At 74.0% G+C, this 22096-nt stretch carries 24 protein-coding genes; 15 read left to right on the top strand and 9 right to left on the bottom strand.

What is annotated here, in order from left to right:
* The first annotated feature begins 2 nt into the window (after window positions 1–2).
* The 9 genes from ABZW10_RS11660 to ABZW10_RS11620 all read left to right on the top strand — a co-directional run bounded on the left by ABZW10_RS11660 (window position 3) and on the right by ABZW10_RS11620 (window position 8940).
* Complete coding sequence (locus tag ABZW10_RS11660) at window positions 3–83, top strand: putative leader peptide (RefSeq protein ID WP_344330530.1); 81 nt, start codon at window positions 3–5, stop codon at window positions 81–83.
* A gap of 186 nt (window positions 84–269) precedes the next feature.
* Window positions 270–827 carry a cysteine dioxygenase family protein gene (locus ABZW10_RS11655; RefSeq protein WP_355362917.1) on the top strand — a complete coding sequence of 186 codons (558 nt, stop codon included), beginning with the start codon at window positions 270–272 and terminating at the stop codon, window positions 825–827.
* Entirely contained in the window at window positions 824–1207 is a 384-nt protein-coding gene (locus ABZW10_RS11650) for a rhodanese-like domain-containing protein (protein ID WP_355362915.1), read from the top strand. Before ABZW10_RS11655 ends, ABZW10_RS11650 begins: the two co-directional genes overlap by 4 nt.
* A 242-nt stretch (window positions 1208–1449) precedes the next feature.
* Window positions 1450–2679 (top strand): ATP-binding cassette domain-containing protein, encoded by a 1230-nt coding sequence (locus ABZW10_RS11645; protein ID WP_355362913.1) that lies wholly within the window; start codon window positions 1450–1452, stop codon window positions 2677–2679.
* Window positions 2669–3337, top strand: a complete 669-nt coding sequence (locus ABZW10_RS11640; RefSeq protein ID WP_355362911.1) for an ABC transporter permease — start codon at window positions 2669–2671, stop codon at window positions 3335–3337. The genes ABZW10_RS11645 and ABZW10_RS11640 overlap by 11 nt, the downstream gene beginning before the upstream one ends.
* Window positions 3334–4026 carry an ABC transporter permease gene (locus ABZW10_RS11635; protein WP_355362909.1) on the top strand — a complete coding sequence of 231 codons (693 nt, stop codon included), beginning with the start codon at window positions 3334–3336 and terminating at the stop codon, window positions 4024–4026. Before ABZW10_RS11640 ends, ABZW10_RS11635 begins: the two co-directional genes overlap by 4 nt.
* A gap of 128 nt (window positions 4027–4154) precedes the next feature.
* Window positions 4155–5129: an ABC transporter substrate-binding protein gene (locus tag ABZW10_RS11630; protein WP_355362907.1), complete on the top strand. Its 975-nt coding sequence runs from the start codon at window positions 4155–4157 to the stop codon at window positions 5127–5129.
* A gap of 83 nt (window positions 5130–5212) precedes the next feature.
* Window positions 5213–5890: a hypothetical protein gene (locus tag ABZW10_RS11625; RefSeq protein ID WP_355362905.1), complete on the top strand. Its 678-nt coding sequence runs from the start codon at window positions 5213–5215 to the stop codon at window positions 5888–5890.
* 926 nt (window positions 5891–6816) lie between these two features.
* Entirely contained in the window at window positions 6817–8940 is a 2124-nt protein-coding gene (locus ABZW10_RS11620) for a glycosyl hydrolase family 18 protein (protein WP_355362903.1), read from the top strand.
* Window positions 8941–9156: 216 nt separating this feature from the next.
* Here ABZW10_RS11620 and ABZW10_RS11615 read toward each other — a convergent pair whose 3' ends face one another.
* From ABZW10_RS11615 to ABZW10_RS11590, 6 genes are all read right to left on the bottom strand, one after another.
* The gene (locus ABZW10_RS11615) at window positions 9157–10545 is read right to left on the bottom strand and encodes a multidrug effflux MFS transporter (RefSeq protein ID WP_355362901.1); all 1389 of its coding nucleotides are present in this window, start codon (window positions 10543–10545) and stop codon (window positions 9157–9159) included.
* A 131-nt stretch (window positions 10546–10676) separates the two neighbouring features.
* Complete coding sequence (locus tag ABZW10_RS11610; RefSeq protein ID WP_355362899.1) at window positions 10677–11156, bottom strand: hypothetical protein; 480 nt, start codon at window positions 11154–11156, stop codon at window positions 10677–10679.
* 366 nt (window positions 11157–11522) lie between these two features.
* Window positions 11523–12398 (bottom strand): alkaline phosphatase family protein, encoded by an 876-nt coding sequence (locus ABZW10_RS11605; protein ID WP_355362897.1) that lies wholly within the window; start codon window positions 12396–12398, stop codon window positions 11523–11525.
* Window positions 12399–12631: 233 nt separating this feature from the next.
* Window positions 12632–13459 carry an ATP-grasp domain-containing protein gene (locus tag ABZW10_RS11600; protein ID WP_355362895.1) on the bottom strand — a complete coding sequence of 276 codons (828 nt, stop codon included), beginning with the start codon at window positions 13457–13459 and terminating at the stop codon, window positions 12632–12634.
* A complete protein-coding gene (locus tag ABZW10_RS11595) occupies window positions 13456–13851 on the bottom strand; it encodes an ADP-ribosylation/crystallin J1 (protein ID WP_355362893.1) in 396 nt (131 codons plus the stop codon). The genes ABZW10_RS11600 and ABZW10_RS11595 overlap by 4 nt, the downstream gene beginning before the upstream one ends.
* A 129-nt stretch (window positions 13852–13980) precedes the next feature.
* Window positions 13981–15171 (bottom strand): acyl-CoA dehydrogenase family protein, encoded by a 1191-nt coding sequence (locus ABZW10_RS11590; RefSeq protein WP_355362891.1) that lies wholly within the window; start codon window positions 15169–15171, stop codon window positions 13981–13983.
* A gap of 164 nt (window positions 15172–15335) precedes the next feature.
* Between ABZW10_RS11590 and ABZW10_RS11585 the strand changes: the two genes are divergently transcribed.
* Both ABZW10_RS11585 and ABZW10_RS11580 read left to right on the top strand, forming a co-directional pair.
* Complete coding sequence (locus ABZW10_RS11585) at window positions 15336–15962, top strand: GNAT family N-acetyltransferase (RefSeq protein WP_355362889.1); 627 nt, start codon at window positions 15336–15338, stop codon at window positions 15960–15962.
* A gap of 43 nt (window positions 15963–16005) precedes the next feature.
* Window positions 16006–16335 carry a hypothetical protein gene (locus ABZW10_RS11580; RefSeq protein ID WP_355362887.1) on the top strand — a complete coding sequence of 110 codons (330 nt, stop codon included), beginning with the start codon at window positions 16006–16008 and terminating at the stop codon, window positions 16333–16335.
* An 85-nt stretch (window positions 16336–16420) separates the two neighbouring features.
* Here ABZW10_RS11580 and ABZW10_RS11575 read toward each other — a convergent pair whose 3' ends face one another.
* Together ABZW10_RS11575 and ABZW10_RS11570 are read right to left on the bottom strand one after the other, a co-directional pair.
* A complete protein-coding gene (locus ABZW10_RS11575; RefSeq protein WP_355362885.1) occupies window positions 16421–16729 on the bottom strand; it encodes an AzlD domain-containing protein in 309 nt (102 codons plus the stop codon).
* A complete protein-coding gene (locus ABZW10_RS11570; RefSeq protein WP_355362883.1) occupies window positions 16729–17484 on the bottom strand; it encodes an AzlC family ABC transporter permease in 756 nt (251 codons plus the stop codon). The genes ABZW10_RS11575 and ABZW10_RS11570 overlap by 1 nt, the downstream gene beginning before the upstream one ends.
* A gap of 69 nt (window positions 17485–17553) precedes the next feature.
* Here ABZW10_RS11570 and ABZW10_RS11565 point away from each other — a divergent pair, with 69 nt between their 5' ends.
* The 3 genes from ABZW10_RS11565 (at window position 17554) to ABZW10_RS11555 (ending at window position 20687) form a co-directional block, all read left to right on the top strand.
* Window positions 17554–18132 carry an XRE family transcriptional regulator gene (locus ABZW10_RS11565; RefSeq protein ID WP_355362881.1) on the top strand — a complete coding sequence of 193 codons (579 nt, stop codon included), beginning with the start codon at window positions 17554–17556 and terminating at the stop codon, window positions 18130–18132.
* 224 nt (window positions 18133–18356) lie between these two features.
* On the top strand, window positions 18357–19085 hold the full coding sequence (locus ABZW10_RS11560) for a carbon-nitrogen hydrolase family protein (protein ID WP_355362879.1): 729 nt from the start codon (window positions 18357–18359) through the stop codon (window positions 19083–19085).
* A gap of 213 nt (window positions 19086–19298) precedes the next feature.
* Complete coding sequence (locus ABZW10_RS11555) at window positions 19299–20687, top strand: class II fumarate hydratase (protein ID WP_355362999.1); 1389 nt, start codon at window positions 19299–19301, stop codon at window positions 20685–20687.
* Between the two features lie 139 nt (window positions 20688–20826).
* Here ABZW10_RS11555 and ABZW10_RS11550 read toward each other — a convergent pair whose 3' ends face one another.
* Window positions 20827–21297, bottom strand: a complete 471-nt coding sequence (locus tag ABZW10_RS11550) for an SPW repeat protein (protein ID WP_355362877.1) — start codon at window positions 21295–21297, stop codon at window positions 20827–20829.
* Window positions 21298–21499: 202 nt separating this feature from the next.
* On the opposite strand from ABZW10_RS11550, the gene ABZW10_RS11545 reads away from it, so the two are divergent.
* Complete coding sequence (locus ABZW10_RS11545; RefSeq protein ID WP_355362875.1) at window positions 21500–22078, top strand: PadR family transcriptional regulator; 579 nt, start codon at window positions 21500–21502, stop codon at window positions 22076–22078.
* Window positions 22079–22096: the final 18 nt, after the last annotated feature.

Here is a 22096-nt window from a genome sequence, read left to right as displayed (position 1 = left end):
ACATGGACTCCGGCACCACTCTGGTCTGCCGCCTGCACGTCGACCTCCGACGCCAGGCGAGTTCCATCTGTGCCTGTTGTTGATCCTTCCCTTCCCCCTCGGCCCCGCCCTGTGACGTCCCCCAGGGTTCGCGCCGCACAGCCACACCCGTCTTCCTGACGCGCCTTCGCCCGGCGTGAGCGTGCCGTCCGCCGGTGTCCCACCGGTGCGGTCCGGTGCGTGCGCCACCACGTCTCCGTTCCCCTCCCGCCTTTCCCGAGGACGCCCGCATGAGCCTGAACCTCGCCCCCGAGACGCCCACGACCGCACCCGACACGCCCGCCCCGGCCCCGCCCCCGGCTCCGGGCACCGCACCCGCCGGGGACACCCGCGCGCCGCTCACCCCGAACACTCTGCGGACGATCGTCCGCGAGCTGGCCGAACAGCCCGAGCAGTGGATCCACCACGTGCGGCTCTCCACCGAGGAGCGCTGGTACCGCCGGCTCGCCGCCGACGAGGACCACGAGGTCTGGCTGATCAGCTGGCTGCCCGGCCAGTCCACCGGCTTCCACGACCACGGCGGCTCGCGCGGCGCGTTCACCGTCGCGCTGGGAGAGTTGGAGGAATTGTCGCTGGGCGGCCCCGAGCAGGGCCTGCTGATCCGGCGCATCCAGTCCGGCACCGCCCGCGCGTTCGGCCCCGACTACGTGCACGACGTCCGCAACACCGCGTCCGGCCCCGCCGTGACGCTGCACGCCTACTCGCCGCCGCTCAACTCCATGGCGCACTACGAACTGCGGGCCGGCGGCCTGGTCCGCACCTCCGAGGAAGGACCCGACCAGTGGTGACCACGATCGACGACCTGCTCGCCCGCTCCCGCGAGGGCGTCCACCGGCCCGGCGCCGAGGAGGCCCACCGCGCGCACCGCGACGGCGCCCTGCTGGTGGACATCCGCCCGGCGGCGCAGCGCGCGGCCGAGGGCGAGATCCCCGACGCGCTGATCATCGAGCGCAACGTGCTGGAGTGGCGGCTGGATCCGACGGGCGGTCACCGGATCCCGGAGGCCACCGGGTACGACCTGGAGGTGATCCTGGTCTGCTCGGAGGGGTACGCCTCCAGTCTGGCGGCGGCGTCGCTGCGCGAACTGGGCCTGCACCGCGCGACCGACCTGGACGGCGGATTCGTCGGCTGGGCGGCGGCCGGGCTACCGACCCGTCAGGGAGGGTGAGCGGGCCGACACCGCCACCCCGGCCGGTGGTCGGATCCGCGCGGGCCGCGACACCCGCCGGATCCGACCACGGCTGGTAAATCAGGGACACCAGGGTCATCAGGTCATAGGCTGATCAGAGTTTCCACCGCCGCCATGGCGGGCAGTCACGCGACCGACAGGCCCACCCACCGAGACCGACAGACCGCCAGACGACACCATCGGCGCCGCCGCCGGGGACCGCCGAGACGAGGAACACCCCCGTGATCAGATTCGACGGCGCGGGCAAGCGCCACCCCGACGGCACGGTCGCCGTCGAGGGCCTCGACCTCGACGTTCCCACCGGTCGCACGACCGTGCTGGTCGGACCGTCCGGCTGCGGGAAGACCACCCTGCTGCGGATGGTCAACCGCATGGTCGAGCCGACCTCGGGCCGGGTCCTGCTGGACGGCACCGACGTGGCGGCGCTGGATCCGGCCAAGCTGCGGCGCGGCATCGGGTACGTGATCCAGCAGGCCGGGCTGTTCCCGCACCGCCGGGTGATCGACAACGTGGCCACCGTCCCGTACCTGCTCGGCTGGGACCGCAAGAAGGCCCGGGCACGGGCGGCCGAGCTCCTCGACCTGGTCGGACTCGCCCCGGAGACCGCCAAGCGCTACCCGTTCCAGCTCTCCGGCGGCCAGCAGCAGCGCGTCGGCGTGGCGAGGGCGCTGGCCGCCGACCCGCCGGTGCTGCTGATGGACGAGCCGTTCAGCGCCGTCGACCCGGTGGTGCGGGCCGGGCTCCAGGAGGAGCTGCTGCGCCTGCAGTCCGAGCTGCACAAGACGGTGCTGTTCGTGACGCACGACATCGAGGAGGCCGTCCGGCTCGGCGACCAGGTGGTGGTGCTGCGCGAGCACGGCCGGATCGCCCAGCTGGCGGACCCGCACACGCTGCTGACGGCGCCCGCCGACGCGGACGTCGCCGCCTTCCTCGGCCGTGACCGGGGCCTGCGCGGGCTCGGGCTGCGGTCCGCCACGGCCGTGGCCGTCCGGCCGATACCGGACGGACCGGGTGGACCGGGTGGCCGCGCGAACGGCGGGGCAAGCGGGGCGCGCTTCGGTGGGTGGGAGCTCGTGCTGGACGACGAGCGCCGCCCGATCGGGTGGATCGACCGGGACGCCGCGGGAGCCACCCTCCACCCGGCGCCCGGGTTCCGGCCCGAGGCCGACACGCTGCGCGCCGCGCTGGACGCCGCCGTGCTCTCCCCCGCCGGGATCGCGGTCGCCCTGGACGCCGACGGCCGGGTGACCGGCACCGCCGACCGCGAGGCGGTGCTGGCCGCGCTCGCGGCCCGCCCCGCCCCGATCCCGATCCCGGCCGCTGTCGCCGACGACGCGGACGCCGATACCGCTACCGTTGCCGTTGCCGACGCCGCCCTCACGGCGGACCGGGCCGCGGCGGCCGAGGCCGAGGCCGAGGCCGAGAAGGACGGAGCGACCGGTGGACGATGAACCGATCATCCGCTGGTACTGGATCGGTGACCACCTCGGCTACCTCGGCGACCTGCTCGCCGACCACGCCGCCATCGCGCTGCTCCCGGTGCTGATCGGCCTGCTGCTGGCGATCCCGCTCGGGCTGGCCTGCACCCGCTACCCACGCCTCTACCAGCCGCTCGCCGCCGTCTTCAACATCGTCTACGCGCTGCCCTCGCTGGCCGTCTTCGTGGTGCTCATCCCCTACACCGGGCTGGCCACCCAGGCGACCGTGATGATCCCGCTCACCTTCTACGCGCTCGCCGTGCTGCTGCCCACCACGGTGGACGGGCTGCGCGCCGTGCCCGACCCGGTGCGGCAGGCCGCGACCGCGATGGGGTACGGGCCGTGGCACCGGCTGGCCGCCGTCGAACTGCCCGCTGCCGTCCCCTACCTGGTGGCCGGTCTGCGGGTGGCGGCCGTCTCCAGCATCTCGCTGGCCTCGGTGGGCGCGCTGGTCGGGCGCGGCGGGCTCGGCTACCTGTTCGTCGACGGCTTCCAGCGCACCTTCCCGACCCCGATCGTGGCCGGGATCGTCCTGATCGCCGCGCTCGCGCTGGCCGTGGACCTGCTGCTGGTCGGCGCCCGCCGACTGCTGGCGCCCTGGGCCGTGCGGGAGAAGGGAGCGGGCCGGTGAACTGGCTCACCTGGCTCGGGGACTTCTTCTCCGACCCGGACCGCCGCAGCGGTCCGAACTCGATCGCGCACCGGATCGCCGAGCACCTGCTGTTCTCCGGCGAGGCGCTGCTCTTCGCCGCGCTGCTGGCCGTCCCGCTCGGGCTGCTGATCGGCTACACCGGGCGCGGCGTCACCGTGGTGACCGCGCTGGCCGGCGCCGCCCGTGCCCTGCCCACGCTCGGGCTGGTGACACTGGCGGTGCTGCTCGCCGGGGTCGGCGACACCGCCGTGCTGGTTCCGCTGGTCGCGCTGGCCGCGCCACCGCTGCTGGTCGCCGCCGTCGAGGGGGTGCGCGGCACCGACCCGGACGTGCGGGACGCGGCGCGCGGCGTCGGGCTGACGCACCCGCAGGTGCTGTGGCAGGTCTGCGTGCCGTCGGCGCTGCCGACCCTGCTGGCCGGCTTCCGGACCGCGACCGTGCAGGTCATCGCGACGGCGACGGTGGCCGCGTACGTCGGGCTCGGCGGTCTCGGCCGGTATGTCGTCGACGGGCTGGCCACCCGGGACTACGCGATGACGATCGGCGGCGCGCTGCTGGTCGTGCTGCTCGCCGTCGGGGCCCAGGCGTTCTTCGCCCTGCTCGCCCGGTACGCGCTCCCGCCCGGACTGCGCGCCCAGCAACTGGCCGCGGCCCGGCAGCCGACGTGACCGTGCCGACTGCCCTGCGTATCGCCACCCCGGTTCCCTCGCCGGCTTCCTCAACCGCCTCCGTGCCGTCTCCATCGCCACTTCCCTCGCCCGACCGTGACGTCCACCCCGAAAGGACACCAATCACCATGTCGACATCCGCATCCGCACCGCTGAGAGCGGTGACGGCCGGCCGTCGCACTGCCGCCCTGGCCGCCCTCGCCACGCTCGCGCTGACCGCGACGGCCTGCTCCTCCTCCGGCGACGACCCGCTGGGCGGCAAGGGCTCGGCGGCCCCGGCGCCCGCCGGCAGCACCTCCGCGGGTGCCGCGGCCGGCGGGACGGTCGTGGTCGGCTCGGCCAACTTCCCCGAGAACGTGCTGCTCGGCTCGATCTACTCGCAGGCGCTCAAGGCCAAGGGCGTGAAGGTCGAGGAGAAGTTCAACATCGGCAGCCGCGAGGTGCTCTACGACCAGGTGCAGAGCGGAAGCCTGTCCGTGCTGCCCGAGTACAACGGCTCACTGCTCGCCTACCTGGGCAACAGGTCGACCGACCCGACCACCGCCTCGGTCAACGCCGCGCTGGCCAAGTCGCTGCCGGCCACGCTCGCGATCCTGGACTCCGCCCCCGCCGAGGACAAGGACACCCTGAGCGTCAGCCAGGAGACGGCCGACAAGTACGGGCTGAAGTCGATCACCGACCTGGCCGGCAAGGCGGGCGAGTTCACCATCGGCGGTCCGCCGGAGTTCAAGTCGCGCCAGGAGCAGCCGCTCAAGGACGTCTACGGCGTGACGTTCAAGGAGTGGAAGTCGACCGGCGACACCACGGCCAACGCGGTCAAGGACGGCTCGGTGCAGGTCGGCAACGTCTTCTCCACCGACCCGAAGATCACACAGCTGAAGCTCGTCCCGCTGACCGACCCGAAGAACCTGTTCGCCGCCCAGAACGTGACACCGCTGGTCAACAAGGCCAAGGTGGACACGACGGCGACCGCCGCGCTCAACGCGGTGTCCGCCAAGCTGGACACGCCGGGGCTGCTGGCGCTGATGAAGAAGGTCGCGGTCGACAAGGAGGACCCGTCGGCGGTCGCCAAGGACTGGCTGAAGAGCAACGGGCTGTCCTGACCCGGCCGGACGCCGGGCCCGGGAGCCGATCCCGGGCCCGGCAGATCTTCCCTTGAACGGCGCGAACATGACAGGGTGACGGCATGCGCACTCGTCTCCTCGCCGCCACCCTCACGGCCTGCGCCGCGGTGAGCCTCGCCGCGTGCTCCGGCTCCGGCTCGGACTCCGGCGCCACCGCGGCCGGGGCCACCGCGACCGCATCCGCGACCGGCCCAACAGCCGGACCGGCGAGCGGTCCGGCGAGCGGAACCGCCGCGTCCGACGCCCCCTCGACGGCCCCCGCTCCGCCCGCGACGACCGCGACGCCGGGCTCCGCCGACGCCTCCGGGCCCACCGCCGCGACGGCGACCGCGCAGCCGTCCGCCGGCCCGCCCTCCCCGGGGACCACGGGCTCCGCACCGGCCGCCGGCTCCCCGACCGGACCCCCGACCGACTCCCCCGCCGAACCCCCGGCGGCCCCGAAGCCGGCGCCGCCCTCCGACGCCGGGCTGCCGGCCGAGCCGGCCGCCGACGTCACCGCACAGCTGGTCGCCGCCCTGCAGGCGATCGACCCGGCGATCGTCGGCGGACAGCCCGAGCAGGCCGTCGAACGGGCCCGCAACCAGTGCCAGTCGATGTTTCAGTTCCCGAAGGACCGGGCCAAGTTGATCGACCTGGTCAACCAGCGCTTCACGGATCCCACCCACCCCCAGGGTTTCGGACCGGAGAAGGCGGACAAGATCCTGGACGCGCTGCGCACCACCCTCTGCCCGCCGGCCTGAACCGCCCGGCGAGCCCCCGAACGGCCCGGTGTCCTGAGCTCCGGGCCACCGTGGCCGCGCGCGACGACCACCGCGCGGCCACGGCACAAACCCCGACTCAGACGAGGCTCCAGGCGGTGTCCTTGTCGTCGGACGCGATGAAGTAGTCCACGGGTTCCTCCTTTCCAGGGGTCGGCAAACGTGAGACGCGTGAGCATGGGGCGCACGTCGCGCGGCGGCGGATGTCCGGCCGCACGGGAGCGGCGGTACGCGGGCGGGCGCCCGGTGGCGGGCACTTCGGAGTGAGGGGCGTTCCGCGTGGACGCGCGCTCGGGAGAGTCGGCGGGCGGGCGGAACGCAGGAGAGCGGCAGAACGGATGAACAGGCATGGAAGCGAACGGACTTGGTCCGGCCGTCGCCCGCCGACGCCGGCGGGTCGCGACCCGGGGGCCGGGTGCTCACCCGTGCGGGCGGCAGGCGCCCTCTCTGTCGAACTTCCAGTCGAGGTCTCGCATGCCCCGATGATGTCGGAGCGGGCGACCGGGCCACAACCGGTTTGTTGGCGGTTGGCCATCCGTCGGCCAACCTCGGCACCACGATGCTTCGCTGACGAACTGTAAAGACTCTTGACAGACGACTGGTCTAGTCCAACCATAGGCATGTCGATCCGACCGGGATGCACTGTGGGGGTGTGACCACCGGCGGCTGAGGCACTGCCCTGCCCTGCTCCGCTCCGCCCCCAGGCCCCGCCACGGCGTACGCGCGTCCGCGCACGCCGCCCGTCCGTGCGCGTGCTTGCGGGATTCGCACACCCCGCGCCACCGTTCCGTCGCACGGCCCCCTCCCCTACGAGGGGTTCCGCACGCCCCCGCACTCCCCCGCAGGTCCGCAGCGCAGTTCCGCACGCTTCACCAACGCCATGCCCCACCACGTCTGTTGGAGAATCCATGCGTCTACACCGAACAGTCCAGGCCGCTCTGGCGGCCTGCGCCACGCTCGTCACCTCGGCCGGCCTGGTCGCCGGCGCGACGACGGCCGGCGCGGCCCCCACGAGCCCGGCCACCGTCGCGGCCGGTTCCTCGGTCACCGCCGCGGCCCCGCTGCCCACAAGGGTCTTCGCCCCGTACTTGGAGTCCTGGACCGGCGAGAGCCCCGCCGCACTGTCCGCCCAGTCCGGCGCCAAGCACCTGACGATGGCGTTCCTGCAGACCGCCACCAAGGGCTCCTGCACCCCGTACTGGAACGGCAACACCGCGCTGCCGATCGCGCAGTCGTCCTTCGGCGCCGACTTCGCCACCATCCGGGCCAACGGCGGCGACGTGATCCCGTCGTTCGGCGGCTACACCGCCGACACCACCGGCACCGAACTGGCCGACAGCTGCACCGACGTCAACCAGATCGCCGCCGCCTACCAGAAGCTCATCACCACGTACGACATCAGCCGGATCGACCTGGACATCGAGGCCGACTCGCTGGACAACTCCGCGGGCGTCGACCGCCGCAACAAGGCGATCAAGCTGACGCAGGACTGGGCCGCCGCCAACGGCCGGCAGATCCAGTTCGCCTACACGCTGCCCACGACGACCAGCGGCCCCGCCGCCAACGGCATCGCGCTGCTGAAGAACGCCGTCGCCAACAACGCGCGGATCGACGTCGTCAACCTGATGACCTTCGACTACTACGACAACGCCACGCACGACATGGCCGTCGACACCCAGACCGCGGTGACGGGCCTGTACAACCAGCTGGCCAAGCTGTACCCGACCCGGACGCCCTCGCAGCTCTGGAACTCCATCGGCATCATCGAGATGCCCGGCATCGACGACTTCGGCGCGGCGGAGACCTTCACGCTGGCCAACGCGACCTCGGTCTACAACTGGGCCCTCTCCAAGGGCATCAACACGCTGTCGTTCTGGGCGCTGCAGCGCGACACCGGAAAGTGCCCCGGTGTCGGCGGACGCGACGACTGCTCCGGGATCCAGCAGAACAACTGGGACTTCAGCAAGATCTTCGCGCCGTTCACCAGCAACTACCCGCCGAACAGCGACTTCTCGATCACCGTGAACCCCGGATCGGGCACCGTGGCGGCCGGTTCGTCGACCACCGCCACCGTCGCCACCGCCGAGATCACCACGCCCGGTTCGCCCTCCGGCACCGCGCCGAGCCTGACCCTCAGCGTGAGCGGCGCGCCCGCCGGCGTCACCGCCACGGTCAACCCCGGCAGCGTCCTCGCCGGCACGCCGGCGACGCTGACCGTCAACACCGCGGCCACCACCGTCCCGGGCACCTACCCGCTCACCGTCACCGGCAAGGCCACCGCCACCGGCAGCGTCCACACCGCCACCTACACGCTGACCGTGTCGGGCACCCAGCCGGGCAACGACTTCTCGGTCGGCGTGAACCCGGCGGCCGGTTCGGTCGCGGCGGGCTCGTCGGCCAGCGCCACCGTCAACACCGGGGTCGTTTCCGGCTCCGCGCAGAGCGTGGCCCTCAGCGTGAGCGGCGCTCCCGCCGGCGTCACCGCCACGGTCAACCCCGGCAGCGTCCTCGCCGGCACGCCGGCGACGCTGACCGTCAACACCGCGGCCACCACCGTCCCCGGCACCTACCCGCTCACCGTCACCGGCACCGCCGCCTCCGGCAGCCACACCGCCACCTACACGCTGACCGTCACCGGGGTCACCCCGCCCGGCGGTCTCGCCAACGGCGGTCTGGAGACCGGCAGCCTGGGTCCGTGGACCTGCCAGGCCGGCGGCTCCGTGGTGAGCACCCCGGTCCACTCCGGCTCCTACGCGCTGCAGGCCGCGGCCACCGCGTCGCAGACCGGCGAGTGCGCCCAGACCGTCACGCTGGCGCCCAACAAGGCGTACACGCTGACCGGTTGGGTCCAGGGCAACTACTCCTACATCGGCGTGAGCGGCGGCGCCACCGGTTCCGCCTGGACCAGCGGCTCCGGCTGGACCAAGCTCAGCGTCCCGTTCACCACCGGCGCCTCCGGCACGGTGACCGTGTACCTGCACGGCTGGTACGGCCAGGGCAACGTCTATGGCGACGACTTCTCGATCGCCTGACGACCGCAGGACGACGGACGGACATCGGACGGCTGACAGTTGACAGCTAACAGATGACAACTGACAACTGACAGATATCAGCTGACAGATAACGTCAACTGTCACTTGTCAGCCCCGCCCCGCTCCACTCCCCCGCCGGGGTGCCGCGACCCTCGTGTCGCGGCACCCCGGCGGAACCCGTTCGGCTCCGGGTCAGGCGGCGGGTCAGGCTCCGGGTCAGGCGGCGGCCGGCTCGGGAGCGGGCCGCCCCGGGCGCAGGAGCAGCAGGTAGGACGCCGCCGCGAGCACCGCGCAGCTGAGCACGACGACCGCGAGCAGCACCGCCGAGGGGCTGCCACCCAGGCTGCTGAGCGGGGCGACGACCGCTCCGCACAGGAAGTTGCCGGTGCCGAGGAGCGCGGAGGCGGAGCCGGCGGCCTGCGGCGAGACCAGGCTGAGCGCCCGCGCGGCCGAGTTCGGCAGGACGACGCCGAGCCCGGCCATCATCACGAACAGCGAGCCGCAGACGGCGATCAGTCCGCCGTCCCAGACGGCGGTGACCAGGAACAGGACCACCCCGGCGGCAATCAACGTCGCCAGGCCCGCCCGCATCAGCGTGGCGGCGGCGAACCGGGGCGCCAGGATCCGCCCGTTCAGCTGGGTGGACGCGACGATGGCCACCGAGTTGAGGCCGAACAGCAGGCTGTAGGTCTGCGGCGACACGTGGTAGACGTGCTGCAGCACCACCGACGAGCCGCTGATGTAGCCGAACAGCGCACCGAACGCGAAGGTGCTGGTGAGCAGCAGCCCGAGGAACGGCACGTCGCGCAGCAGCCCGCCCATCGTGCGCAGGGTGGCGGCCAGGCCGCCGCCGCGCCGGGCGGACGCCGGGAGGGTTTCGCGCAGTGCGCCGAACGCCACCAGGGCGAGCAGCAGGCCGAGGGCGACCAGAGCGCCGAAGGTGCCGCGCCAGGAGGTCACGCGCAGCAGTTGCGCGCCGAACAGCGGGGCGAGGATCGGGGCGAGGCCGGATATCAGGGTGATCGAGGCGAGGAAGCGGATCATCGCGACGCCCTCGAAGCGGTCACGGGCGACGGCGCGGCCGATGACCAGTCCGGCGGCGCCCGCGGCGCCCTGGACGAAGCGGGCGGCGATCAGCACGGGCAGGTTGGGCGCAATGACGCAGACGAGGCTGGCGAGGGTGTAGAGGACGAGCCCGACGAGCAGGGGCGGGCGGCGGCCGAAGCGGTCGCTGAGCGGTCCGAAGATCAGCTGGCCGGCCGCGACACCGAACATCGAGAAGGTGAGGGTGAGCTGGACGGCGGCCGGTTCGGCGCCGAAGTCGTCGGCGATCGCGGGCAGGCCCGGCAGGTAGAGGTCGGTGGTGAGGGGGCCGAGGGCGACCAGGCCGCCGAGGACGCCGATGGTGGCGCGGCCGCTCGTGGCGCCGGCCGTCCGGGTCTTGGCGGTCACGGCGTCGGTGGGTGCGGTGCCGGCCTCGGCGACGACGGCTGCCGCGGCGTCGGTGGAGGTGGAGGTGGAGGTAGGGATCGAGGCGGAGGTCGAGGCGGCGGAGGCGGAGGCGGTCGACGTGTCGCCGGCGGAACCGGCGGTCGGACCAGGCATGGGGCTCCTCTCGGAACGGGCACGGCATTCGTGCTCGCTCCGTCCTACCGCAGCCCCCCGGACCGCCGACAGTCGGGGGTCGGCCGCCCTGCCGCCGCCCGGCGCAGCGGCCCGACCCCGGTGACGGCGTCTCAGCGCGCGAGCCGTTCGGCCCGCAGGGCGGCCTGGACGGCGGCACCGTCCTGCCAGGCGAAGAGCTGGTTACCGGTCAGGGCGACGGTGTAGTGGCCACAGGAGCCGGTGGCCTTGGCCGTGATCCCCTCCGGGAACCAGCCGGCCCTGAGCGAGGCCGGCGCCGGGTGGCCGCCCTTGCCGGGTTCGGCCGTGCGGCAGCCGACGGGCAGCCGCCCCTCCGGGAGGGTGGCGGTCAGCAGGCGGTCGTCGCCGGTGGTGGACATCAGGTAGCGGACGGACGAGGCGTTGTCGGGCAGCCAGCCCGGTACGGCGTGCCGGTCGGCCTTGGCCGCGCTGCCGCTGCTGTAGCTGGACTGCTCCTGGTGCCGGCCGTCGTACCACTCGGCCACCCTCGGCCCGACCGCCACGGCCGCGACGGCGACGGCCATGCCGATGCCCGCCACTCCGAGTGCGATCTTGCCCGCGATGCCGTTCATGCCGGCCCGTCCTCTCCCTCGTGGTGCTGCTGTACTGCTGTGGTGCCGTGCCGCTGCGCCGTCCGGCATTCGCCTCACCGGCTCCCGGACCCGCCTTCCGGTCGTCTTCCATCCTGGTGCCCGCCGGGGTGCCGGATCGTCACCGGAAGGTCGCGACCTTCCGCCGTCCTTGGGGGGTAGCTCCTCCACCTTGAGGCGTACGCGCGCCCGGCCGGTCTCGGGGTTTCCCCCGGTCGAGCCTGGCCCCCCGCGGCCGGCGGCGCAGCCCGGCCGCACCCGCCCGGGTGCCGGCGGGTGCGTCGGCCACCCGGTTGCCGAATACTGCCGGACCCGGCCGCAGCGAACGCCGGCAGGCCTCACCAGCGATCAGGACGCCGCCACGGGGACGGCGAGCGGGAAGGGCCGGCCGTCCAGGGTCCAGTGCGGGTCGATCGGGCGGCCGAGTGCGGCGTACACCTGGGCGGCGACGTCGGGGTGGCGGATCTCGCCGACGGGCGGGGCGGCCGGGACGCCGGGGCCGGCGCAGGCGACCCAGGCGGTGCGCTCCTCGGGCGTGCGCCCGCCGTGGCCGCCGGCGTCGACGTGGCCGTGGTCGGTGACGACGATGACCGTCCAGGCCTCCTCGGCGTATCCGGGCCGGGCGCGCAGCGCGTCCAGCAGCCGGCCGAGGCGCTCGTCGGCGGCCCGCATCGCGGCGCGGTACTCCTCGCCGCAGCCGAGGAAGTGGGCGGTCTCGTCGACGGCGCCGAGGTAGACGAAGGAGGCTTCGGGGTCGGCGTCGCGCAGCACGTCGACGGCCTCCCGGGTGACCTCCTCGTCGACGGCCTCCCACGCCTCGGGGGTGTCCTCGGCGGGGGCGATGTAGCAGAGCCGGCCGGGGGCGCGGAACAGCGGACCGCCGGACGCGCCGATGACCAGCGGATCCCAGCCGGCGGCGACGAAGGTGCTGCGGTGGTCGCCACGGGCCAGCCGGGTGGTGAAGTCGGGGAAGACGTCGAGCCGGTTGCCGCCCAGGTGGTTGCCCCACACGCCGTGCTTGGCGGGCTCGACGCCGGTGACGATGGTGGCCCAGCACGGGCCGGACATGGTGGGCGTGGTGTCCGCCACCGTCACGGGCGCGAGGAATCCGGCGTCGGCGATCTCCGCGAGCCTCGGCATCGGCACCTGCTCCAGCAGGTCGTACCGGACGCCGTCGATCCCGACGACGAGGACCCGGGGGCGCGGCAGCGGCGGTGTGGACATGAGGGGGCGGTTCCTTTCACGGTGCGGGCGCCGACCGCACCCGCGGCGGGGCGGGTGTCGGCGACCGCGCCATGCTTCACTCCCCGCCGGACCGCCGGGTGTCCTGCAGGGGACGGCCGGGTGGACGGGCGGCGTCCGGAATCCCCCGGTCCGCATGGCCCCGGCCCGGCGGACGGCCGGCGGCGGAGCTCACGGGTGCGGAGATCGCGGGTTCGGGCTCGCGGGTTCGGGGCTCAGGGGTGTCGGTCGGCGCGGCGCACGAAGCGCCGGTCGGCGGCCCGCACCGCGTCGGCCGGGCCCGCCGCGCGGAGCACCACGTCCAGGACGCTCGCCGGGTCGGCGGCGTAGCAGTGGGCGAACCACGGCAGGTTGGCCTCGACCACGGCCCACCGCTCGGCCGGGTCGTAGGGATCGAGCAGCGTCCCGATGTCGAGGGCGACGGCGCTGGGCAGGCTCGGCCCGACGGCGGCGAGCAGCCGTCGGGCGAACGCGACGGCCTGCCCGGTGAGCGGGCCGGGGTCGAGCCGGCCGAAGCGGGCGTAGCGGCTGCCGGTGCGCACGGTGCCGTCGAGGACGAAGAGCCGGTACTCCGCGCCGAACGTCACCGGGTCGCTGACCAGGACGGGCGTGTCGGGGCCGATCCGCTCGCCGGTGCGCGGCAGGCGGCCTCCGTCGGCGTAGACGGCGGGCGGCAGCGACTTGTCGGCGGGCGGTTTGACGAAGGCCGGGCGGCGCAGTGTCCAGGCCTCGGCGAGCGTGGTCAGTTCGATCCGGCGGCCGGTGAACTCCTCGGGCAGGGCGGCGAGCCAGTCGTCGGCCGGTTCGAGCAGGGCGAGATCGAGACGGTCGGCGATCCGGGCGGCGGCGAACGGTCCGCCGTACCAGTGGACGGGCCGGCCGGCCAGCCGCTCGACGGTGTCGTTGTCGAGGCCGGTGCCGGGACCGGGCAGGACGGCGGTGGCCAGCCCACGGGCGGCGGCGGCCGCGGTGAGCAGCGCGGTCGTGCTGGTGGCCTGGGCCGAGGTCAGGAGGACCGGTGCCGTCGCGCCTGGCCCCGTCACGACCGGGGCCGGAACTCGTGGACCACCTCGATGCGTCCGACCAGGTGGCGGTTGAACTCGGGCAGTTCCTCGGCGGGGACCCAGAGTTCGAGGATGGTGCGGCCGCCGGCCTGGCGGACGGGGTAGCGGGCGAGGAAGGCGGTGTCGACCTCGAAGCGGGTGACGTAGCCGACGCCGGAGGCGGGCACGTTCCAGTCGCGCGCGATGCGGATCGCGTAGTCCTCGTTCAGCACCGGGTAGAAGATCGGCTGATCGGGCAGGCGCGGCGGCCAGGCGCGCCAGTCCGCCGCCTCGACCAGGGCCAGCTCCTGAGGGCCGGCCGGGCGCCAGAGCGTGGTCGTCGCGGTGGTGGTGCTGGTGGTGCTGGTGGGCGGGGTCGTCGGGCCGTTCATGGGCAGGACGTTAGCCATGAACGGCCCCGGGCCGGTACCGGTTTTCGTGCCGGGACGGGTCCGCGATCAGCGCCCCGCGGCCCTCCGCCCGCAGTCAGCGGTCATCGGTAGGCGGTAGGCGGTAGACGGTCAGCGGTAGGCGGACTCACCGGTGATGGCTTCGCCGAGGACGAGGGTGTGGATCTCGCTGGTGCCCTCGTAGGTGAGCACCGACTCCAGGTTGTTGGCGTGCCGCAGGACCGGGTAGGCGGTGGTGATGCCGTTGGCGCCGAGCACGGTGCGGGCGCTGCGGGCGATCTCCAGGGCGGCCCGCACGTTGTTGAGCTTGCCGAAGCTGATGTGCGCCGCCCGGGCCGCACCCTCGTCCTTGAGGCGGCCGATCCGCAGCGCGACCAGGTACGCCTTCTCGACCTCCAGCATCATCTCGACGAGCTTCTGCTGGGTGAGCTGGAACCCGGCGATCGGACGGTCGAACTGGACGCGGCTCCTGGCGTAGTCGAGGGCGGAGGTGTAGCAGTCGCGGGCGGCGCCGACGGTGCCCCAGAGAATCCCATAGCGGGCCTCGTTGAGGGAGGAGAGCGGTCCGCGCAGGCCGGTGACGCCGGGCAGGACGGCGTCGGCGGGCAGGACCACGTCGTCGAAGGCGAGGGCGCTGGTCACCGAGGCGCGCAGGGACAGCTTGCCGGACACGTCGGTGGTGGTGAAGCCGGGCGTGCCGGGTTCGACCAGGAAGCCGCGTACGCCGTCCTCGGTCTGCGCCCAGACGACCGCGACGTCGGAGATGCCGCCGTTGGTGATCCACATCTTGGAGCCGGAGAGCACCCAGTCCGCGCCCTCGCCGGTGCCCTTGCGGTGGGCCCGGGTGCGCATGTTGGCGGGGTCGGAGCCGAAGTCCGGTTCGGTGAGGGCGAAGCAGCCGATCAGCTCGCCGGCGGCGAGGCCGGGCAGCCAGCGCTGTTTCTGCTCCTCGGAGCCGAAGGCGTGGATGGAGCGCATGGCCAGCGAGCCCTGGACGGAGACGAAGCTGCGCAGACCGGAGTCGGCGGCCTCCAGTTCCATGCAGGCCACGCCGTACGCGACGGCGCTGGAGCCGGTGCAGCCGTAGCCGTCGAGGTGCATGCCGAGCACGCCGAGGGCGCCGAGTTCGGGGGCGAGTTCGCGGGCGGGGAAGACGCCGCGCTCGAACCAGTCGCCGATGAACGGGCGGATCCGGTCGTCGGCGAACCTGCGCACGGTGTCGCGGACGAGGCGCTCCTCGTCGGTGAGCAGGTCACCGACGGCGAGCAGGTCGGCGGGGTCGATCCTGGACGGCTTCGCCACGGGGGCTCCTTGTACTCTCGGCGGGGTGGACGACCGGGTGCGGACGACCGGGTGCGGACGACCGGGTGCGGACGGCGGGGCCCGGAGACCCGGCGCGGCGCCGGGTACCGGCGAGTATCGCGCACCGGGCCGCTCCCGGACCGGCCGCGGACGAAGGAGTGAGCATGTACACAATCCGGCTGCTGACGGCGGAGGAGTTGCACGGCTCGGCGGAGCAGTTGGGCGGGTTGCTGGCGGACACCGTCGACGGCGGCGCCTCGGTCGGCTTCCTCGCCCCGCTGGACCGCGCCGCGGCGGCCGGCTGGTGGCGGGCACTGGCTCCGGACGTGGCCGAAGGGCGGCTGCTGCTCTGGGTCGCCGAGGCGGACGCGTCCGTGGCCACCGACGGGACGGACGAGCCGGGGAAGGCGGACGGCGCGGGGCGCGGCCGGATCGCCGGGACGGTGCAGCTGCGCCCGGCGGCCACGGCCAACGGCCGGCACCGGGCGGACGTCGCCAAGCTGATGGTGCACCGGGCGGACCGGGGGCAAGGGCTGGCCGGCCGGCTGCTCGCGGCACTGGAGGCGGCGGCCGTCGAGCGCGGGCTGCGGACGCTGGTGCTGGACACCGAGACCGGCAGCCCCGCCGAGCGGATGTACGCGGCGGCGGGCTGGAGCAGGGTCGGCACGGTGCCGGACTTCGCAACCGATCCGGCGGGGGTGCCGTGCGCGACGACCATCTTCTACAAGCCTCTGCAGGGTGCCGACGGCCGGCCGGCAGGCGGGGCCCGGACGGCCGCGTCGCTAGGATGACGCCTCCGCGTACGGGCGGGCGACGAGCCGTGAGGGGTGGACCGTGGGGCGTTGGGCGGTGGTCGTGCAGGAGACCGAGGGCATCGGGGAGGGGCGGATCTGGGGCCCCAAGGTGCTCGCCGAGGTCGAGGGCGACCGGGAGGACGCGCTCGCCGAGCTGCGGCGGATCGTTCCGACGTACACCCCCCAGCACCCGTTCAACGCCCGTAGGCGCCGGCTGTTGCGGGACGGCGACGACTACCTGTTGGTCACCCAGGGGACGATGCGGGACTACCACTGCGTCTTCAAGGTGTGGGAGCTGCTGTGGGACAGCGAGCGACCCGAGGTGCAGCAGGAGCGGCTCGCGGCGGCGGCCGGGGACGACGTCGGCTGACCAGCAGTACCGTCCGTCCGACCGACCGGACGGGCGGCCGACCGGACGGCCCGCCCGACGACCCGACGGACGCCCCTGCGGGCCGTCAGGAGACACCGCAGAGGCGGAGCACCGCCGTGGTCGCGGCAGCCGCGACAACCACCAGCGGGAACGGCGCGCGCCGCAGGGCGAGGACACCGGCGACCAGCACGCCGGCCGGCCTGGCCCACCCGGCGAAGCCGTGGTCCTGGGTGAACGCACCGGTGGCCACCAGGGCGACCAGCAGCACGGCGGCGGCGACGGCGAGCAGGTGGCGCAGGCGCTCGGAGACGGTGAGCCGGTCGCCGAGCAGGGGACCGGCGAGCCGGAAGGCGTAGGTGCCGGCGGCCAGCAGCAGGATGGCGGTCAGGGGCATCAGCGGACCTCCTTGGTGAGCGGCACGGCCCGCGACGCGGTGCCGGCTGCCGCTTCCGGTGCCTCCGGTGCCTGCGGTGCGACCGGGGCGGCCGGGCGGCCGGCGAACAGCAGTCCGGCCAGCGCCAGCAGGACCGGCAGGCCCGCCGGGACGTACGGCGTGGCGACCACGGCGACGACCGCGCCGACCAGGGCGGCGGTGCGGGTGCGGCGGTCGCCGAGCGCGGGCAGGACCAGGGCGAGCAGCACGGCGGGGAAGGCGGCGTCCAGGCCCAGGGCGTCGGTGTCGCCGAGCAGTCCGCCGGCCACCCCGCCGATCACGACGGAGACGTTCCAGATGACGAACAGCGCGAGGCCGCAGACCCAGTACGCCGCCCGGCGCCGTCGCGGGTCGGACTCCAGCAGGGTGAACGCGGCGGACTCGTCGGTCAGCAGCTGGGCGCCGAGCAGCCTGCGCCACCGGGGGCCGTCCAGGGCGTCGGCGACGGTGAACCCGAAGGGCAGCAGGCGGGCGTTGAGGACGAGGCCGGTGACGACGGCGGCGAGTACGCCACCGCCGGAGAGCACGATGCCGACGGCGGCGAACTGCGAGCCCCCGGCGAAGACCAGCACGGACATCGCGACGGGCACCCAGAGCGGGAGGCCTCCGGAGACGGAGATCGCCCCGAAGGAGGCACCGACCAGGGCGTCCGCGACGCAGACCAGGGCGATGTCCCGGAGGGTGGCACGTTCGAGGGTTCGGAGGAGCGAACGCATGTCCAGTAGAGTGAACGCAACCGGGGTCGTTCGTCAAGGCGAACGTCTGAACGTGTGGAGCGAACGCGGATGAGTGGAAACAGCGGCGGCGGCCCCGCCGGGAGCGAGCTGATCGAGCTGATCGCGGCCTCGATCCGGCGCGAGCGCGAGCGCGCCGGGCTGTCGATGGCCGAGCTGGCCCGCCGCGCGGGGATCGCCAAGTCGACGCTCTCGCAACTGGAATCGGGCGCCGGCAACCCGAGCGTCGAGACGCTCTGGGCGCTCGGCGTCGCCCTGGACGTGCCGTTCAGCCGGCTGGTCGACCCGCCGCGACCGGTGGTCCGGGTGGTGCGGGCCGGCGAGGGTCCGGTCACCCATTCGGAGCGGGCCGACTACGCCGCGACCCTGCTCGCCTCCTGCCCGCCGGGAGCCCGGCGCGACATCTACCGGATCGACGCCGAGCCGGGCGAGACCCGGGCCTCCGACCCGCACATGCCGGGCACCGTCGAGCATGTGCTGCTGGGCGCCGGCCGGGCACTGGCCGGGCCGACGCAGGCACCCGTCGAACTGGGCCCGGGCGACTACGTCAGCTACCCCGGTGACGCCCCGCACGTGTTCCGGGCCCTGGCGCCGGGCACCCTCGCGGTGATCGTGATGGAGCACGTCTGACCTGCCCGCCGCACCGTCGGCGCCTGCGGCGGTGTCGGCTGCGGTGTCGGTGGCAGCGACCTTCGCGGCAACCTCCGCGGCGACCTCGGTCGGAGCTTCGGGAGCCGGTCGGCGAGGGCATTGCCGAAAATGTTCACTCGAAGGAATGAACCTTGCCGGATTTCGCGGTGCGCTCATAGGTTGATCGTGATCGCCGTCCCCGATCAGTCACCGGAGGCCCCACCGTGCCCGCGCCCGCTCCCCTGACCGTCGCCGCCGCCCAGCCCGCCTGCCACCCGTCGGGGCTGCCCGACACCGTCGCGGCCAACGTCGAGCGGCACGCCGCCGCCGTGCGCGCGGCCGGCACGGCGCGCCTGGTGGTGTTCCCGGAGTTCTCGCTCACCGGCTACGACCTGGCCGCGCCCGCCCTCGACCCGTCCGACGAGCGCCTCGCGCCACTGGTCGCGGCCTGCGCCGAAACCGGCGCCACGGCCCTGGTCGGCGCGCCGGTCGCCTCGGAGGACGGCCGCGAGTACATCGCCACGATCGCCGTCACCGGCGCGGGCGCCTTGGTGGTCTGCCGCAAGACGAACCTCTACGGGCGCGAGGGCGAGCGCTTCGCCGCCGCCGACCGGCCCTCCGTCCTGGAGCTGGACGGCTGGCGGCTGGGCCTGGCGATCTGCGCGGACGCCGCCGACCCCGGCCACGCGAGGCAGCTGGCCGCGCTCGGCGCCGACGCCTACGTCGCCTCGACGCTGTACGGGGCGAGCGCCGAGGCACTGGCCACCAAGGAGGCCCGGTACCCGGCACGCGCGGCGGACAACGGCGTCTGGGTGGTGCTGGCCACCGCCGCGGGGCCGAGCGGAGAGTTCGCGGCGAGCTCGGGCGGCTCGGGTGTCTGGGCGCCGGACGGCACCGAGGTCGTCAAGGCGGGCACGGCACCGGGCGAGGTCGTGACGGCCGTGCTGGGGTAGTCCCGGGCGCCCGGCGCCACCTGCGGGCTCGTGCGCAGACGGGAGCGCCGGGGCGCGGGGACGTGTGAGCGCCGGGGCGCGGAAATACCCGGGGCCCGCGCGCGGCTGTGGTGTGCGGAAACCGAACCCGGCGGACCGGGGCCCGCGACCCGAAGGGGGCCCGGTCCCGCAGGGACCGTTCAGGAGGTGCAGCGCACGATGGGTGACGAGCAGATGCCCGGCGGCTACCGGATCGAGCACGACTCGATGGGCGAGGTCAAGGTGCCCGCCGGGGCGAAGTGGCAGGCGCAGACGCAGCGGGCCGTGGAGAACTTCCCGGTGTCCGGCCAGCGCCTGGAGCGGGCGCACATCGCCGCGCTGGCCCGGATCAAGGCCGCCGCCGCGCGGGTCAACGCCCGGCTCGGTGTGCTGGACGAGGAGACCGCCGCCGCGATCGTCTCCGCCGCCGAGGAGGTGGCGGCGGGCCGCTGGGACGCCGAGTTCCCGGTGGACGTCTTCCAGACCGGCTCGGGCACCTCGTCGAACATGAACACCAACGAGGTGATCGCCACCCTGGCCGGCGAGCGCCTCGGCCGTCCGGTCCATCCGAACGACCACGTCAACGCCAGCCAGTCGTCCAACGACGTCTTCCCGTCCTCGATCCACATCGCCGCCACCGCCGCCGTCAGCCACGAGCTGGTCCCGGCGCTGGAGCACCTCGCGGAGGCGCTGGAGCGCAAGGCGGCGGAGTTCGCGGACGTCGTCAAGGCGGGCCGCACCCACCTGATGGACGCCACGCCGGTCACCCTGGGCCAGGAGTTCGGCGGCTACGCGGCGCAGGTCCGGCACGGGCGGGAGCGGCTGCTCGCCACCCTCCCCCGGGTCGCCGAACTGCCGCTCGGCGGCACCGCGGTGGGCACCGGCATCAACACCCCGCCCGGGTTCGCGGCGGCGGTGATCGAGGAGGTCGCGCGTGCCACCGGGCTGCCGCTGACCGAGGCCCGCAACCACTTCGAGGCACAGGGCGCGCGGGACGGCCTGGTCGAGCTGAGCGGCCAGCTGCGCACCGTCGCCGTCGGGTTCACCAAGATCGCGAACGACCTGCGATGGATGGGCTCGGGCCCGCGCACCGGCCTCGGCGAGCTGAACCTGCCGGACCTCCAGCCCGGCTCCTCGATCATGCCGGGCAAGGTGAACCCGGTGCTGCCCGAGGTGGTGCTGATGGTCGCGGCGCAGGTGATCGGCAACGACGCCACCGTCACGGTGGCCGGGGCGAGTGGCAACTTCGAGCTCAATGTGATGCTGCCGGTGATCGCCCGCAACGTCCTGGAGTCGGTCCGGCTGCTCGCCAACAGCGCCCGGCTGCTGGCCGACCGCGCGGTGGACGGCGCCACGGCCAACGCCGATCGGGCCCGGGAGTACGCGGAGTCCTCGCCGTCCGTGGTGACGCCGCTGAACCGGTACATCGGCTACGAGGAGGCGGCCAAGGTCGCGAAGCAGGCGCTGGCCGAGCGCAAGACGATCCGCCAGGTGGTGCTGGAGCGCGGGTACGTCGAACAGGGGCGGCTGAGCGTCGAGCAGCTGGACGAGGCGCTGGACGTGCTGCGGATGACCCGGCCGTAGCCGTCGCCGGCGCCGCCGTTCATCGGCGCCGGCCCGTTTCGGCCCCTGTCGGCCCGCTCCGGCGCCCCCGACGCGCGCCCGGGGCGCGGAGCGGGCGATGCCGCCCTCCGCGCCCCGGGTGTCGGGCTTCCGGTGACCGTCAGCCCCTGGCCCGGCCGGCCCGGCCGCGCCGCATCGCTGCTCCGTTCGACGTCATGGTGGCCATCGAGATGGCGGCGAGTCCCAGCAGGAACATGACGGCGCCCACGATCAGGCAGCTGACGATGTTCCGGCCCCGGTCCGCCGCGCCCGAGACGGCCCACGGGGAGATGATCGTCCACACGCCGAGCAGGGTGGCCGCCCAGGCCCGTGCGTGCGTGCGCTCGTACGCCGAGCCGTAGCCGGCCATCAGCACGCTGTAGGCGATGCCGACGATCAGGCAGGTGACGGCCAGCGTGTTGAACGCGGTGAAGCCGACGATCCACGGCGAGGCCGCCAGGAACAGACCGGCCAGAACGGCCAGGGCCTCGACGGCCTGGGCCCGCGGGGTCAGGGTGACCCGCTCGTACTGCTCCCGGAGTTCGACGATGTCCGGATGGTGCTCCATGCCCATCGGCGCTTGGGTCGACACCGATACCACCTCCTAGGTTTCGAACATGGAGGGCTCTAGCCCAGCTACCATTCTGGCGCCGTTAGACCGTTTTGCACCATTTCACCCCGACGACTACCCTGCCTCGCCCACCCTCGGGTCGGGCGGCGGAGCGGGTGACCTCCGTCTCACCGCGGAGGGTCGTCCTTGCCTATGCAACTCGTTGCATAGAAGGATGCCGGTCATGGCACTGGAGCACGCGATCCTCGTCTCGCTGCTGGAACGGCCCGGTTCCGGCTACGAACTGGCCCGGCGCTTCGACCGGTCCATCGGCCGCTTCTGGAGCGCCACCCACCAGCAGATCTACCGGGTGCTGCGGCGCATGGAGGCGGACGGCTGGGTCCGCGCCGAGGAGGTCGCCCAGGACGGCCGACCGGACAAGAAGGTCTACTCGGCAGCCCCGCCCGGCCGCGACGCGCTCGCCGCCTGGCTGCGCGAGCCCGTCGAACCCGAGACCGTCCGCCACGAGCTGGCCGTCCGGATCCGGGCGGCGGCCTTCGACGACCCGGCCGCGCTGATCCCCGAGGTCGAGCGCCACCGGGAGGGCCACGCCGCCCTGCTCGCCCGCTATCTGCACGGTGAGCAGCGCGACTTCCCGGCCGCCGCGACCCCGGGGGCGCTCGACGCCGGGGAGCGGCTCCAGCACGTGGTGCTGCGCGGCGGCATCGAGTACGAGCGGATGACGCTCGCCTGGCTCGACGACGTGCTCGCCACCCTGCGCGAACTGGCCGACGGCCGCGACGCGCCCGGCGCCGGCCACTGACCTCCCCGCTCCCGCCCC

This window comes from Kitasatospora sp. NPDC004723, from assembly GCF_040609255.1.
Lineage (GTDB): Bacteria > Actinomycetota > Actinomycetes > Streptomycetales > Streptomycetaceae > Kitasatospora.
The sequence above is the reverse complement of the archived record's forward strand: the minus strand, read 5'-3'. Positions and strand labels throughout refer to the sequence as shown.